We start from the raw sequence: 14,461 nt of genomic DNA on the forward strand, positions 1-14,461 counted from the left end.
TTTGCGCAGGTCGGAGACGGGATCGTTGATCTCGCCGGCGAAACCCGCCGAAACTTTCCGACGCTAAGGAACGCGACGCCATGAAGTCCCTGCTCTCCTCCCGCCCCGTTCTGTGGTTCCTCTTCCTCTTCAACCTCGTGGTCGCCGCCGCCGCCCCCTTCGTGGTCGACGGATCGCAGGGCGTGCTGACGGCCGTCGGCATGGGGGTCGTCTCCCTCGGGGCCGGCGTCAGCCTGGTCCGGGACCGGGGCAGGCAGCCGTCCGCCTGAGGGTCCGCCGGAGGAATTGGAGGGGCGTTGTACGTCCCCTGTACGGCGGCTGCACGGGCCCTAACCGGCCGGACGCGAGTCTTGAGTCATCCCAACAGGCACAAGCCGCACAGGAGTTGCGATGACCCGCAAGACCCGCATACGCGCCGCCCTCGTCACCGCCACCGCCGTCGTCACCGCCGCCACGGTGACGGTCGGGGTCAGTGCGGCAGGCGACGGCAAGCCCTCGAAGCCCTCCAAGAAGCAGGTCGCCGCCCTCTTCGACACCTGGAACGCGGCGATCCGGACCGGTGACCCGGAGAAGGTCGCCGACCTCTACGCCGACGACTCGGTCCTGCTGCCCACCCTGTCCAACAAGCCGCGCACCGACCGCGCCGGTCTGATCGACTACTTCGAGCACTTCCTGGCGAACAAGCCGGTCGGCAAGAAGATCGAGACCCACATCAACGTCCTGGACTCCGACTCGGTGCTGGACGCCGGCCTCTACCAGTTCACGCTGACCGACCACGACACCGGCAAGAAGAGCGTCGTCAAGGCCCGCTACACCTACGAGTGGGAGAAGCGGAACGGCGAGTGGAAGATCGTCAACCACCACTCCTCGGTGATGCCCGAAGGCTGATCGCCACGCACAGCCCGCCCCCGGGAGCGTCCGTGAGGGTCACCGTCCCGCCGTCGTCCGTCACCAGCTGTTTGACGACGGCGAGGCCGAGACCGGAACCGGAGCGCCCGGTGAGGCCCTGACCGCGCCAGAAGCGGTCGAAGGCGCGGGACTTCTCCGCGTCCGACATGCCCGGACCCTCGTCGAGGACCGACAGCACCACCTTGTCGCCCTTCGACACCGCCCGGACGGTGATCGTCGCGCCGTCCGGTGACACCTCCAGGGCGTTCGAGAGCACGTTGTCCAGCACCTGGTCCAGATGACCGGGGCTGGCCAGCACGGACGGCCGGTCGTCGGCACTCCCCCTGAGCGCGATGGTGACTCCGCGCTCGTCGGCGGCCGGTCTCCACACCGAGAGGCGTTCGGCCACGATGTCGTACAGCGACAACGGCTCCGCCGCGGTGACCTTGGCCTCGGCCCGCGCCAGCACGAGCAGCCCGTTGACCAGGCGGCTCATCCGCACCACCTCGGCGGTCGCCTGCTCCACGTCCTCCCGGACGAACTCGTCGTCGACGCCGTCCGCGATGTTGTCCAGGGAGAGGCGCAGCGCCGTGAGCGGGGTGCGCAGTTGGTGGGAGGCGTCCGCGACGAAGATGCGCTGCGAGGCGATCAGGGTGTCGAGGCGCTCGCCCGCCGCGTTGAGGGTGCGGGCCAGGGTCTGGGTCTCCGGGGGGCCCGTCACCGGGGTGCGGGCGGTCAGGTCGCCGTCGCTGAACTTGGTCGCCATGTCGTTGAGCTGGCGCAGCGGGCGGGTGATGCGGCGGGCGACGACCGCGCCGATCGCGGCCGCCGCCGCCAGGACGAACACGGCGAGCCCGGCCCGGAAGCCCCAGATCTGCCACAGCCGTCTGGTCATGTCCGAGGTCGAGTAGACGATCCGTACGGCCGCGTCCCCCTGGGCGGGCACGGTGATCGTCAGACGCTCGCCCCAGATGAAGTCCGAGCCCCAGTCGGTCGTCGGGTCGTTGCGCTGCACGGCCCGGGTCAGCGCCGCGTCGGCGGTGGGCCTCGGCAGGTCCGGGACGCAGCGGTCGGTGGGGGTCACCTGCACTTCGCCGGGGTTGCGGTCGCCGTACGCCTTGGCCACCTCGGTCAGCGCCTCGCACGAGATGGCGTCGCCGTTGCCCAGCAGCAGCGCCATGGTGTTGGCCTCGCGCTGGACGGACAGCTCGGTGTCGTCCCGCAGCTGCTTGGTGAGCGTGAAGGCCACCGGCACGGTGAACAGCAGGATGGCGACGGCGACGAGCAGGATGTAGCTCTGGATGAGCTGCCGGTTCATGTGGGCTCGGCCCGTTTGACGATCTCCAGGCGGAAGCCGACGCCCCGCACCGCCTCGATCGTGATCACGCCGGCGAACTTCCGGCGCAGCGCCGCGACGTGCACGTCCAGCGTCTTGGTCGGCCCGAACCAGTTCGCGTCCCAGACCGCTTCCATGATCTGTTCGCGCGACATCAGCGCGCCCGGCTCCTCGGTGAGGAACGACAGCAGGTCGTACTCCTTGGGCGCGAGCGCGATCTCCTGGCCGTCGACGTGGACGCGGGCGGCCTTGCGGTCGATGGTCAGCCGGGTCCCGTAGCGGTCCGCGCCGCTCTCCGCGGCGGCGAGCGGCGGCTGCACGCGCCGCATCACGGCCCGTATCCGGGCGATGACCTCCCGCACCCCGAACGGCTTGGACACGTAGTCGTCGGCGCCCAGCTCCAGGCCGACCACCCGGTCCGTCTCGTCGCTGCGGGCGCTGATCACGATGATCGGCACGCTGCCGCGCTCGCGCAGGGCCTTGCAGACGTCGAGGCCGTCGGTGTCGGGCAGGCCGAGGTCCAGGAGCACGACGTCGTAGGGGTCTGCGTGGGCGAGGGCGGCGGCCCCCGTGGTGACCCAGTCGACCTCGAAGCCGTAGCGCTTCAGTCCGCGCCTCAGCGACTCGGCGACCGGCTCGTCGTCTTCCACCAGGAGTACGTGCACAAGCGCACGATAGTGCTTGAAACTTAATTCACAGCTATCACTTCCGGTTCAGTGGGAAGGGAGATCCCGAGCGGGCGTCCAGCACATCTCACGATGCGGTACTCGGGGGGTGGAATGCGGGCGCTCGTTAGACTGAGCCGACCGCAGTACAAGGGCGTATGTGCGGAAAGAGACAAACTGAGCGAGGAGCGCACGTGGGCCTTGTCGTGCAGAAGTACGGAGGTTCCTCCGTAGCCGATGCCGAGGGCATCAAGCGCGTCGCCAAGCGGATCGTGGAAGCGAAGAAGAACGGCCACCAGGTGGTCGTCGTCGTTTCCGCGATGGGCGACACGACGGACGAGCTGATCGATCTCGCCGAGCAGGTGTCACCGATGCCCAGCGGCCGGGAATTCGACATGCTGCTGACCGCCGGGGAGCGGATCTCCATGGCCCTGCTGGCGATGGCGATCAAGAACCTGGGCCACAGCGCCCAGTCGTTCACCGGCAGCCAGGCAGGCGTCATCACCGACTCGGTCCACAACAAAGCGCGGATCATCGATGTCACGCCGGGCCGCATCCGGACCGCGCTGGACGAGGGCAACATCGCCATCGTCGCCGGGTTCCAGGGTGTCAGCCAGGACAAGAAGGACATCACCACGCTGGGCCGCGGCGGATCGGACACGACGGCCGTCGCCCTGGCCGCCGCGCTCGACGCCGAGGTCTGCGAGATCTACACCGACGTGGACGGCGTGTTCACCGCCGACCCGCGCGTGGTGAAGAAGGCGAAGAAGATCGACTGGATCTCCTTCGAGGACATGCTGGAGCTCGCGGCCTCCGGCTCCAAGGTCCTGCTCCACCGCTGTGTGGAGTACGCCCGCCGCTACAACATCCCGATCCATGTCCGGTCCAGCTTCAGCGGGCTCCAGGGCACCTGGGTCAGCAGTGAGCCGACCCGACAGATTCAGCAAGGGGACAAGCCGGTGGAGCAGGCCATCATCTCCGGTGTCGCGCACGACACCTCCGAGGCCAAGGTCACGGTCGTCGGCGTGCCGGACAAGCCGGGCGAGGCCGCCGTGATCTTCCGCACGATCGCCGACGCCGAGATCAACATCGACATGATCGTGCAGAACGTGTCCGCCGCGTCCACCGGTCTGACGGACATCTCCTTCACCCTCCCCAAGGCCGAGGGCCGCAAGGCCATCGACGCCCTGGAGAAGAACAAGTCCGGCATCGGCTTCGACTCGCTGCGCTACGACGACCAGATCGGCAAGATCTCCCTGGTCGGCGCCGGGATGAAGACCAACCCGGGCGTCACGGCCGACTTCTTCAAGGCCCTGGCCGACGCGGGCGTCAACATCGAGCTCATCTCGACCTCCGAGATCCGCATCTCGGTCGTGACCCGCGCCGACGACGTCAACGAGGCCGTGCGCGCCGTGCACAGCGCCTTCGGGCTGGACTCCGACAGCGACGAAGCGGTCGTCTACGGGGGCACCGGGCGTTGATCTCGGGGACGCGCCGACCGACGCTCGCGGTCGTGGGAGCGACCGGGGCGGTCGGCACGGTCATGCTGCGGATCCTGTCCCAGCGGGCCGACGTCTGGGGCGAGATACGGCTTGTCGCCTCGGCGCGCTCGGCCGGCCGCAAGCTGGCCGTGCGCGGCGAGGAGGTCGAGGTCGTCGCCCTGTCGGAGGAGGCCTTCGACGGGGTCGACGTCGCGATGTTCGACGTGCCCGACGAGGTCGCCGCGCAGTGGGCGCCGATCGCCGCCGCCAAGGGCGTGGTCGTCGTGGACAACTCCGGCGCCTTCCGGATGGACCCGCAGGTGCCGCTGGTCGTCCCCGAGGTCAATGCGCACGCGGTGCGGACCCGGCCGCGCGGCATCGTCGCCAACCCCAACTGCACGACCCTGTCGATGATCGTCGCCCTGGGCGCGCTGCACGCCGAGTACGGGCTGCGCGAGCTGGTGGTCTCCTCGTACCAGGCGGTGAGCGGGGCCGGGCGGGCCGGGGTGGAGACGCTGCGGCAGCAGATCGCGCTGGTCGCCGGCACCGAGCTGGGCACCAGCCCGGGTGATGTGCGGCGGGCCGTCGGCGACAACACCGGGCCGTTCCCGGAGCCGGTCGCGCTGAACGTCGTCCCGTGGGCCGGGTCGCTGCGCGAGGACGGCTGGTCGTCGGAGGAGATGAAGGTGCGGGACGAGTCCCGCAAGATCCTCGGGCTGCCCAAGCTGCCGGTGGCCGTGACCTGCGTACGGGTCCCGGTGGTCACCACGCACTCCCTCACCGTCCACGCCCGCTTCCAGGACGTGGTCACCGTCGACGGCGCCCGCGAGATCCTCGCGACGGCGCCCGGGGTCGTCCTCTTCGACAATCCGGCGGCGGGGGAGTTCCCCACGCCCGCCGACGTGGTCGGCACCGACCCGACCTGGGTGGGCCGGGTACGGCGGGCCCTGGACGACCCGACGGCGCTCGAACTGTTCGTGTGCGGGGACAATCTGCGCAAGGGGGCCGCGCTGAACACGGCCCAGATCGCGGAGCTGGTGGCGGCGGAGCTGTCGCACTGAAGGCTCTTCGGCGTCTTCCCAGGGTCTTCCCAGGGTCTTCCACAGGGTCTTCCACAGGAAAAAGTGCTGGCCAGAGCGTGGCAGGCCAGTAGAATTATCTGAGCAATGTGAGCCGGTCGACGGTCCGAAACACTTGTATCGGACACCTTTGGCATCCGAAGATTTTCCTCCCCGCTCTACGCAACCGTGCGCAGGGCGGGGAGCGTCTTTGCTGTCACCCCTCGGGGGTGACCGCAGACGTGTGGGGGCGTGGGGACGCCCTTCATATGGGATACAGGGGAAGAGCGGGACACATGAGACGGGTGCGCGTGACCTTGGTCGACGCAAAAGTGCTGCCGGACGCGTACAACCCCCACGGGGGGAAGTGTGTCCAACTGGCGTGGCAGAGGTACTCGAACTCACTGTGGCGCCCCGCGGCGCGGCTCTCCGGCCGCCGCGCGGCACCCTCCGGCCCCGTGCGGCCGGCGCGTCCGGCGGCATGCCGGTGATTGCGCCGATGCCTGCAGCGCGGCCCGCCCGCATCCCCAGTCAGCGTGACGGCGTCGAAGAAGCCGTGGCGGCCGGAACCACCGTCGATCACCTCACCGAGACCTACCGGGCCCACTACCGCTCGCTCCTCGGCCTCGCCGCCCTCCTCCTCGACGACACCGCCTCCTGCGAGGACGTCGTCCAGGAGGCGTTCATCCGCGTCCACTCCGCCCGCAAGCGCGTCCGCGACCCGGAGAAGACCCTGGCCTATCTGCGCCAGACGGTCGTCAACCTCTCCCGTTCCGCGCTGCGCCGCCGCATCCTCGGCCTGAAGCTGCTCTCCAAGCCGATGCCGGACATGGCCAGCGCGGAGGAGGGCGCCTACGACCAGCTCGAGCGGGACTCCCTCATCAAGGCGATGAAGGGCCTGCAGCGCCGTCAGCGCGAGGTGCTCGTGCTGCGCTACTTCGCGGACATGACCGAGGCCCAGGTCGCCGAGACCCTCGGCGTCTCGCTGGGCTCGGTCAAGGCGTACGGCTCACGCGGCATCGCCGCCCTGCGCATAGCCATGGAGGCGCAGGCGTGAGCGAAGAAGCCGGGCAGGGCTCCAGCCGGAGCCACGACAGTCACGAATCGCACGCTGGGAACTCAACCGTGAACCACCACCTCGACGACCAGGGCCCCGAAGGGCTCGACTCGGACGAGCTGGCACTGCGCCGGATGCTGCACGACGTCGTCCAGGAGATGGAGCCGCGCGACGGCACGCTGGACCATCTGCGCCGGGCCGTCCCCGTCCGGCGGGCCCGCAAGCGGCAGGCGGCCGTCGGCATGGCGGCCGCGGCCCTCTTCCTCGGCACCGCCGTCCCCGCCGTGCTCCATGTCTCGAACGCGGGCGGCTCCGAAGCCAACCCTTCCATCGCCGGCCAGGCCTCACAGGCGCAGGGAGGCGTGGATCAGGGCAAGAACCCCGACGGCGGCTCCTCGGGCAAGGTCGGCGACTCCTCCGGCAAGACCGGTGACCAGGGCAAGGGCGGCGCCACCGACCCCGGCCAGGACAAGGAGTCCGCGGGTACCGCCTCCAGCGGCGCCGGCCCCACCTCCGCGTCCGCGGCGAGCGCCGCCGCCTGCCTGGCGGCCCAGCTCACCGCCGGCGACCCCACGGTCGACGTCGCCGACTCGGCGGGCATCGTCTACGGCGCCTTCCGCGTCCAGAACTCCTCCAGCGCCACCTGTACCGTCGGCGGCGCCGCCTCCGTGACGTACGACGCGCAGGGCGCGGCCGACGCCACGAAGATCACCGTGCTGGAACACGTCTCGGGGGACGCGGCGGCCGGCCTGCCCGACCCGTCCCTCTACGTCTCCCAGCACCTGCTCGCCCCGGGCTCCGCCTACGAGGTGAAGTTCGCCTGGGTGCCCTCGCCCGAGGGCTGCACCGCCACCGGCGGCACCGGCGGCGACAGCGGCGGTACGGCCTCCCCCTCGCCGACCCCGACCGATCAGTCCGGCGCCTCCGGCGAGACCACCTCCGGCACCTCGACCCAGCTGGTCACCGAGGACGGCACGGCCGACGGCAGCGTCGTGGTGACGTACACGGCCGACGGCGGCTCCCCGACGGAGAGCGCGACGGTGTCCGACGCGTGCGCGGGAACGATCTACCGGACGGGCGTGCTGGCCTCGTCCTGAGCCACCACGGCGCTCTCGTCGTCCGCTTCCGGGAGGATGCCGAGCTCCGCGTCGCGCGCGAACTCCACCTCGCGGCGCAGCAGCCGGAACCACATGAACACCACGAACCCGGCGAAGACGAACCACTCGCCGGTGTAGCCCAGGTTCTGGAACGCCTTCAGGTCGAGGCCGGTGTCGGCCGCGGCCTTCGCGGGCACCGTCGTCATTCCCGAGTCGGCGGTGTCGAGCGTGACCCAGGCGTCGTAGAGGTCGTCCGGCACCAGGTTGACCAGCGACGCGGCGCTGATCGCCGCGGTCTGTCCGGTCGGCAGGCCGCCCTGGGCGCTCACCCCGTTGTCGCCGGGCTGCTCGGAGGCCTGGAGCGCGCCGGTGACGGTGACCTCGCCGGCGGGCGGCGCCGGGGCCTTCGCGGAGTCGGCGGCGCCGGGCAGCCAGCCGCGCACGACGGGCAGCGCCTTGCCGCCGTCCGTGCGCAGCAGGGTCAGCACGTAGTAGCCGTCCCGGCCGTCGATCTCCCGGTCCGGCACGAGCAGCTGCTTGCCGTAGCGCCCGGTGGCGACGGCCTGCTTGCCGGAGGTCGCCTTGTCCACGGGCAGCAGCTCGGCCAGCGGTCGCGCGGGGTCGGTACGGGCGGACTCGGCCTGTTCCTTCGCGTAGCGATGGTCGTCCACCCGCGACTCGAACCGGCTCAGCTGCCAGGACCCCATGAACAGGCAGAAGGGGATGGCCAGCAGCACGAAGACGTTGATCCCCCACCAGCGGGGCGTCAGCAGGAACCGGTACACGCCCCCCACGGTACGGGGCGGGCGGCGGCCGCCGACCCGCGGGGTGAGGCACCGGACGCCGGCGGTCGTGCGGCTCATCGGTGGGAAGTCGGTGCGAAGGTGGTGGGAAGTTATCCACAGCCTGGGGGCCTTGGCGTCCCAATGGGGGCGTGGGCGGGCAGTATGGGGTCATGACTGAGAGCAACGGGTCGGCCGCACCCGAGCAGTACGAGGACATGCCGGACTGGGAGAAGCGCTTCCGGGCGCCGAGGGTGTCGCTGCCCGACTGGGCGGAGGACGCGCCGGACCGCTCCCTGTTCGTGTCCAACGCGACGGGAACGTACGAGCTGTACGCCTGGGACCGCTCCACGGGCGTCCGGCGCCAGGCGACCGACCGGGCCAACGGCACGACGGACGGCGTGCTCTCCCCGGACGGCGCATGGATCTGGTGGTTCGACGACAAGGACGGCGACGAGTTCGGCATCTGGCGCCGCCAGCCCTTCGACGGCGGCGAGAACGAGCCGGCCACCCCCGGCCTCGACCCCTCCTACCCGGCCGGCCTGGCCCTCGGCCGCGACGGCCGCACGGCGGTGGTCGGCCGCTCGACGGACGACGAGGGCACCACGATCCATGTGGCGCGGGCCGGCGAACCCCCCTTCGAGCTGTACCGGCACCGCGAGTCGGCGGGCGTGGGCGACCTCTCCCACGACGGCTCGCTGATCGCCGTCGAACACACCGAGCACGGCGACGCGATGCACTCCGCGCTGCGTGTCCTGCGCCCGGACGGCACCACGGTCGCCGAGCTGGACGACACCCTGGGCGGCACGAAGGAACTGGGACTGGAGGTGCTCGGCTTCGCCCCGGTCGACGGCGACGCCCGGCTGCTCATCGGCCACCAGCGCCGCGGCCGCTGGGAGCCCCTGGTGTGGGACGTGGTCACGGGCTCGCAGACGGACCTGTTGCTGGACCTGCCGGGCGACGTCAGCGCCGAGTGGTACCCGGACGGCTCGGGCCTGCTCGTCGTGCACAGCTTCGAGGCGCGCAGCGAACTGTTCCGCTACGACCTGGCGAGCGGGAAGCTGGAGAGCATCCCGACCCCGCCGGGCACGGTCTCCGGGGCGACGGCCCGGCCGGACGGCAGCGTGGAGTACCTGTGGTCGTCCTCGGAGCAGCCGCCGGCGGTCCGCTCGACGACCGGTGAGGTGGTCCTGGACCCGCCCGGCATGAAGTCCCCGGGCTCGGTCCCGGTGCAGGACGTGTGGGTCGAGGGCCCGGGCGGCCGCATCCACGCCCTGGTGCAGAAGCCCGCGGGCGCCACCGGCCCGCTCCCCACCGTCTTCGACATCCACGGCGGCCCGACCTGGCACGACAGCGACTCCTTCGCCGCCGCCCCGGCCGCCTGGGTGGACCACGGGTACGCGGTGGTCCGCGTCAACTACCGCGGCTCCACGGGCTACGGCCGCGCCTGGACGGACGCCCTGAAGCACCGGGTGGGCCTCATCGAGCTGGAGGACATCGAGGCGGTACGGGAATGGGCGGTGAGCTCGGGCCTCTCGGACCCCTCCCGGCTGATCCTCACCGGCGGCTCCTGGGGCGGCTACCTCACCCTCCTCGGCCTCGGCGTCCAGCCCGACGCGTGGACCGTGGGCATCGCGGCCGTCCCCGTCGCCGACTACGTCACGGCCTACCACGACGAGATGGAGGCCCTGAAGGCGATGGACCGCACGCTCCTCGGCGGCACCCCCGAGGAGGTCCCGGACCGCTTCGAGGCCTCGTCCCCGCTGACGTACGTCGACAAGGTGCGGGCCCCCGTCTACATCTCGGCCGGGGTCAACGACCCCCGTTGCCCGATCCGCCAGATCGACAACTACGTGGAGCGCCTGGAGGAGCGGCGCGCGGTGCACGAGGTGTACCGGTACGACGCGGGCCACGGCTCGCTGGTGGTGGACGAGAGGATCAAGCAGGTACGCCTGGAACTGGAGTTCGCGGAACGCCACCTCAAGCCGTAGCCCCTCCGGCTTCCGTCCGAGGAACGAGGGTTCAGGAGCCTGGGCCGTGTCCGGCCCAGACTCCCGAACCCCCGCGCCGCCGACGCCGCAACAGCTCCGCCAGCCCCCGCCGGGTCGCGGCCAGCACCACCCGGTCCTCGCCCCGCAGGACATACGTGTCGGGCAGATCCCACACGAGTCCCGACTCCCCGGGTGTCTCCTCGCCGCCCCTGCGCCGGACGGTGCCCGCGTCGAGCGCCAACACCCGCCAGTACCCCGCCCGGAACGCCTCCCCGACCGTCTTCCCCTCCAACTGCGCATGCCCCCCGACCTCCAGCGCGGCGAACAGCAGCACCCGCCGCTCCACCGGGATCGCCCCCAGGATCTGCCGCCCCATCATCGCCCCGGCGAACGACGGCGCCGCGAGATGCGACACGCTCCGGCTGCGGGTCAGCGCCTGCGGATGCGCGGCCCGCAGGGTGCGGTACACGGCGGTCGCGAAGTCGTCGTCGTACAGCCGCAGCACCACCCGTAGATCGGGCCGCAGCGACCGCGCGTACAACGCGGCCTCCAGATTCGTCGTGTCGGAGCTGGTCACCGCGAGCAGCGCGTGCGCGCGGTGGATCTTCGCGGCCTCCAGCACCCCCTCCTGTGTGACGTCCCCCAGCACCACCGGCACCCGCAGACGCCGTGCCACCGCGACCCCGCGCGCCTCGGGCCCGGCCTCGACGCACACCACCGGGATGTTCAGCTCACGCAGCCGGGTCAGCACCCGCGTGCCGATCTTCCCCAGCCCGAGCAGCACCACATGCCCGCCGAGCCCCCGGGGCGGCCGACGCAACGCCCCGGCCCCGCGGAACGTCCCGAGGGCCTCCAGGACCGCCGCCAGCAGCACCGGCAGCAGCAGCAACCCGACCAGCCCGGAGAGAAGTTGAAGGACCTGCCGTTCGGTGGTGGCCCCGACCGCCGGGTCGTTGATGGCGAACAGATCCAGCAGGGTCAGATACAGCGCCCCCAGCGGATGGATCCCGGTCGCCAGCCACAACGCCACCGCCAGCGCGAACACACAGCCCACCAACCCGGCCAGCGACCACCGCAGCCGCCGCGAGAACAGCGAGACGAACGGCGCGACGACCCCGACCCCCCGCCCGGCGGGCAACGCGGGCCCGGCGGAGTAGGCGACCTGCTCCAGGACGACGGAACCGCGTCTGCCGGAAGCGGCCGCCTCCCGCACCGCCGCCGCGTCGGGCAGCAGCAGCGGCCCCTGCTCGCCGCTGGCCTCGGAACCGTCCGCGAACGCCGGGTCGCTGCCGGTCGCGGACAGCAGCGCGAGCGTGGCGCGCCCCGGCTCCCCGGTCTCCCCGGGCCCGGGCGGCGGCCGTTCGACGGCGCGCAGCAGCAGCCCGTCCGTCTGGACGACCCTGGTGGTGCCGGCGAGGGCGGTCGCGGCCAGCGCGGGAGCGGCGGTGTCGGCGTCGGACAGGACGGTGGTCGAGGCCTCGCCGCCGGAGTACCCGGCGTCGACCAACGCGGCGGCCTGGTCGAGGAGTTCCTCGATGTGCTGACCCAACCGCCGGTTGTACAGCCGCAGGACGAGCCGCAGCCGGGGGTTGAGCCGGCGGGCGGTGAGGGCGGCGCGGATGTTGGTCTCGTCGTCGTCGTACACCAGCGCCAGCGCGGCGGCCCGCTCCACGCCCGCCTCGGCGAGCACGGCCTCGGTGGCCTCGACGGCCTCCAACGTCCGCTGTCCGCCGACGGGTTCGCTCGGGGCGACGGGCGTGCCGGTGCCCGCGGCCCGGCTGACGGCGGCGCTCACCACGCGGTCGAGCAGCGCCGCCGACACGGCCCTGGCCCGCCCGACGACCGGCGGCCGTACCGTTCGCTCGGTGGGCGGCACGACGAGGGTGACCTGTTCCTCGTAGACGCCGCGCAGTTCGGCGGCGAGGCGGTGCGCCAGGCCGTCGTCGCCGCACACCACCATGTGCGCGCCGGCGGCGCCCGGCGGCTGACCCTGATTCGGAACGCTCCCCACGAGGGAGAAGACTGCCTCACCGGGACGGAAGGTTCCACGGATGACCGTGGAGGACGCGGAGGATGTGAACAGCCCGCGCGGAACTTCCGTATGAAAGGGAGCGAATGCGATCAACAGGCGACAGGGAGCGACCCGTGGCCATCACCGAGCCGACCCCGCGCACGCCGGCCCCGCGCACGCCGGCCCCGCGCACGACGGAGTTGCGCCCGTCGGGGGAGCGGACGCCGGAGGGGCGGACCCCGCCGGAGGGGCGGACCCCGCCGGAGGGGCGGACGCCGGAGGAGCCCCGACGCCTCACCTCCCCCCTGGTCCTGACCATCGTCCTGCTCCTCCTGGTGCTGTTCCAGGGCCCGATCCGCCGCTCGCTGTCCGCCCCGGTGATGCAGAGCTGGACGACGGTGTTCGTGGCGGTGGTGGTCCAGGCCCTGCCGTTCCTCGTCCTCGGCGTCCTGCTGTCGGCGGCGATAGCCGTCTACGTGCCCCCCTCCTTCTTCGCCCGCGCGCTCCCCTCCCGTCCGGCGCTCGCGGTGCCGGTCGCGGGGATGGCCGGCGCGGTGCTGCCCGGCTGCGAATGCGCGTCGGTCCCGGTGGCCGGCGCCCTGGTCCGCCGGGGCGTCACCCCGGCCGCGGCCCTCGCCTTCCTCCTCTCCGCGCCGGCGATCAACCCGATCGTGCTGACCGCGACGGCCGTCGCCTTCCCCCGCAACCCGGAGATGGTGCTGGCCCGCTTCGTGGCCAGCCTGCTCGCGGCGTGCGCGATGGGCTGGCTGTGGCAACGGCTGGGCCGCACGGACTGGCTGCGGCTGCCGGAGCACGCGCCGCACGAGGGCGAGACGAAGGGGGCCGCGTTCTGGGACTCCGTCCGGCACGACGTGATGCACGCGGGCGGCTTCCTCGTCGTGGGCGCGATGGCGGCGGCGACCCTGAAGGCCGTCGCCCCGGAGAGCTGGCTGCGCACGGCGGCGGACAACCCGGCGGTCGCCGTGCTGACCCTCGCGGTCCTCGCGGTGATCCTCTCCATCTGCTCGGAGGCGGACGCGTTCGTCGCCGCCTCCCTGACCCAGTTCTCCCTCACGGCCCGGCTCGCCTTCCTGGTGGTCGGCCCGATGATCGACCTCAAGCTGTTCGCGATGCAGGCGGGCACGTTCGGCCGGGGCTTCGCCCTGCGCTTCGCCCCGGCGACCTTCGCGCTGGCGATCACGTCGGCGCTGCTGACGGGATGGATACTCCTGTGAACCGACAGTCCCAGGCGGCCGTGCTCTTCCTCCTCGGCGCGGCCCTTCTGCACGCCGGCACCACCGACCTCTACCTCCGCTACGTCAAGGCGGGCCTGCGCCCCCTGCTGCTGGCGGCGGGCGCGATCCTGATCCTGACGGCGCTGGCGACGGCATGGTACGAACGCAGGAGATCACAGCGCGAGCAGCGGCAGGCGGACGACCAGGGGCATGCCCCGCACCACGGTCAGGGGCATGCCCCGCACCACGGTCAGGGGCATGCCCCGGACCACGCCCCGCACCCCGAACCCCGGGTCTCCTGGCTGCTGATCCTCCCCCTCCTGGCGCTGATCCTGGTCGCCCCGCCGGCCCTGGGCTCGTACAGCGCGACCCGCACCGGCACGGCCCTGCAGGAGCCCCTCGCCTACCCCGCCCTCCCCGCCACGGACCCGCTGCCCCTCAGCGTCGTCGACTACGCGGGCCGGGCCGTGTACGACCACGGCCGCACGATCACCGGGCGCGAGGTCGAACTCACCGGATTCGTGGCGCTGGACCACGACGGCACCCCGTACCTGATCCGCATGGCCCTCAACTGCTGCGCCGCCGACGCCCAGCCGGTCAAGATCGGCCTGACCGGCGCGATTCCCCCGGTCCTCCAACCGGACACCTGGCTGACCGTGACCGGCACGTACACCCCGCGCACCTCCCGCGACCCGGTCAACGACGGCCCGATCCCCTTCATCAAGGTCACCGAGGCCAGACCGACCAAGACACCCCGTGACCCTTACGACGAGTCGTGGAACAACTAGGGGGGAACTCTCCGCGATACAGCCCGGTTAAGCCTTCCTCAACCTCTGGTGGCCGGGCGGTGATCGGCCCAT

13 protein-coding genes are annotated in these 14,461 nt (G+C 71.9%); 9 read left to right on the forward strand and 4 right to left on the reverse strand.

The genetic code is table 11. The annotated features are described in order from the left end of the window. The first annotated feature begins 80 nt into the window (after positions 1–80). Entirely contained in the window at positions 81–269 is a 189-nt protein-coding gene (locus ACWD4O_RS26915) for a hypothetical protein (protein ID WP_351910326.1), read from the forward strand. Positions 270–390: 121 nt separating this feature from the next. Beyond that, positions 391–888 (forward strand): SgcJ/EcaC family oxidoreductase, encoded by a 498-nt coding sequence (locus ACWD4O_RS26920; RefSeq protein WP_451283569.1) that lies wholly within the window; start codon positions 391–393, stop codon positions 886–888. Here the strand turns inward: ACWD4O_RS26920 and ACWD4O_RS26925 are convergent. Together ACWD4O_RS26925 and ACWD4O_RS26930 are read right to left on the reverse strand one after the other, a co-directional pair. Further along, positions 854–2,206, reverse strand: a complete 1,353-nt coding sequence (locus ACWD4O_RS26925) for a sensor histidine kinase (RefSeq protein WP_451283570.1) — start codon at positions 2,204–2,206, stop codon at positions 854–856. The genes ACWD4O_RS26920 and ACWD4O_RS26925 overlap by 35 nt on opposite strands. Further along, a complete protein-coding gene (locus tag ACWD4O_RS26930; protein WP_351910332.1) occupies positions 2,203–2,889 on the reverse strand; it encodes a response regulator transcription factor in 687 nt (228 codons plus the stop codon). The genes ACWD4O_RS26925 and ACWD4O_RS26930 overlap by 4 nt, the downstream gene beginning before the upstream one ends. A gap of 194 nt (positions 2,890–3,083) precedes the next feature. Between ACWD4O_RS26930 and ACWD4O_RS26935 the strand changes: the two genes are divergently transcribed. From ACWD4O_RS26935 to ACWD4O_RS26950, 4 genes are all read left to right on the forward strand, one after another. Then, a complete protein-coding gene (locus ACWD4O_RS26935) occupies positions 3,084–4,370 on the forward strand; it encodes an aspartate kinase (RefSeq protein WP_351910334.1) in 1,287 nt (428 codons plus the stop codon). Further along, positions 4,370–5,431, forward strand: coding sequence for an aspartate-semialdehyde dehydrogenase (locus ACWD4O_RS26940; RefSeq protein WP_451283614.1), 1,062 nt, complete (start codon positions 4,370–4,372; stop codon positions 5,429–5,431). The genes ACWD4O_RS26935 and ACWD4O_RS26940 overlap by 1 nt, the downstream gene beginning before the upstream one ends. Before the next feature lie 478 nt (positions 5,432–5,909). After that, positions 5,910–6,485 carry a SigE family RNA polymerase sigma factor gene (locus tag ACWD4O_RS26945; protein ID WP_451283616.1) on the forward strand — a complete coding sequence of 192 codons (576 nt, stop codon included), beginning with the start codon at positions 5,910–5,912 and terminating at the stop codon, positions 6,483–6,485. A 68-nt stretch (positions 6,486–6,553) separates the two neighbouring features. Beyond that, positions 6,554–7,582 carry a hypothetical protein gene (locus ACWD4O_RS26950; RefSeq protein WP_451283573.1) on the forward strand — a complete coding sequence of 343 codons (1,029 nt, stop codon included), beginning with the start codon at positions 6,554–6,556 and terminating at the stop codon, positions 7,580–7,582. On the opposite strand, the gene ACWD4O_RS26955 is transcribed toward ACWD4O_RS26950, so the two are convergent. Continuing rightward, positions 7,552–8,367, reverse strand: coding sequence for an SURF1 family protein (locus ACWD4O_RS26955; protein ID WP_451283618.1), 816 nt, complete (start codon positions 8,365–8,367; stop codon positions 7,552–7,554). The genes ACWD4O_RS26950 and ACWD4O_RS26955 overlap by 31 nt on opposite strands. 170 nt (positions 8,368–8,537) lie before the next feature. On the opposite strand from ACWD4O_RS26955, the gene ACWD4O_RS26960 reads away from it, so the two are divergent. Then, positions 8,538–10,355 carry a prolyl oligopeptidase family serine peptidase gene (locus ACWD4O_RS26960; RefSeq protein ID WP_451283575.1) on the forward strand — a complete coding sequence of 606 codons (1,818 nt, stop codon included), beginning with the start codon at positions 8,538–8,540 and terminating at the stop codon, positions 10,353–10,355. A gap of 31 nt (positions 10,356–10,386) precedes the next feature. On the opposite strand, the gene ACWD4O_RS26965 is transcribed toward ACWD4O_RS26960, so the two are convergent. Next, positions 10,387–12,315: an NAD-binding protein gene (locus ACWD4O_RS26965; RefSeq protein ID WP_451283619.1), complete on the reverse strand. Its 1,929-nt coding sequence runs from the start codon at positions 12,313–12,315 to the stop codon at positions 10,387–10,389. A gap of 185 nt (positions 12,316–12,500) precedes the next feature. On the opposite strand from ACWD4O_RS26965, the gene ACWD4O_RS26970 reads away from it, so the two are divergent. Beyond that, positions 12,501–13,601, forward strand: coding sequence for a permease (locus tag ACWD4O_RS26970; protein ID WP_451283576.1), 1,101 nt, complete (start codon positions 12,501–12,503; stop codon positions 13,599–13,601). After that, complete coding sequence (locus ACWD4O_RS26975; RefSeq protein WP_451283578.1) at positions 13,598–14,389, forward strand: TIGR03943 family putative permease subunit; 792 nt, start codon at positions 13,598–13,600, stop codon at positions 14,387–14,389. The genes ACWD4O_RS26970 and ACWD4O_RS26975 overlap by 4 nt, the downstream gene beginning before the upstream one ends. The last annotated feature ends 72 nt before the right edge of the window (positions 14,390–14,461 follow it).

Source organism: Streptomyces sp. NPDC002623, from assembly GCF_053592635.1.

Bases quoted from the DNA above. Each gene is read 5' to 3' on its own strand.
- ACWD4O_RS26920 (WP_451283569.1), top strand. From the start codon at position 391: ATGACCCGCAAGACCCGCATACGCGCCGCCCTCGTCACCGCCACCGCC.
- ACWD4O_RS26925 (WP_451283570.1), bottom strand. From the start codon at position 2,206: ATGAACCGGCAGCTCATCCAGAGCTACATCCTGCTCGTCGCCGTCGCC.
- ACWD4O_RS26965 (WP_451283619.1), bottom strand. From the start codon at position 12,315: ATGGTGGTGTGCGGCGACGACGGCCTGGCGCACCGCCTCGCCGCCGAA.
- ACWD4O_RS26945 (WP_451283616.1), top strand. From the start codon at position 5,910: ATGCCGGTGATTGCGCCGATGCCTGCAGCGCGGCCCGCCCGCATCCCC.
- ACWD4O_RS26915 (WP_351910326.1), top strand. From the start codon at position 81: ATGAAGTCCCTGCTCTCCTCCCGCCCCGTTCTGTGGTTCCTCTTCCTC.
- ACWD4O_RS26960 (WP_451283575.1), top strand. From the start codon at position 8,538: ATGACTGAGAGCAACGGGTCGGCCGCACCCGAGCAGTACGAGGACATG.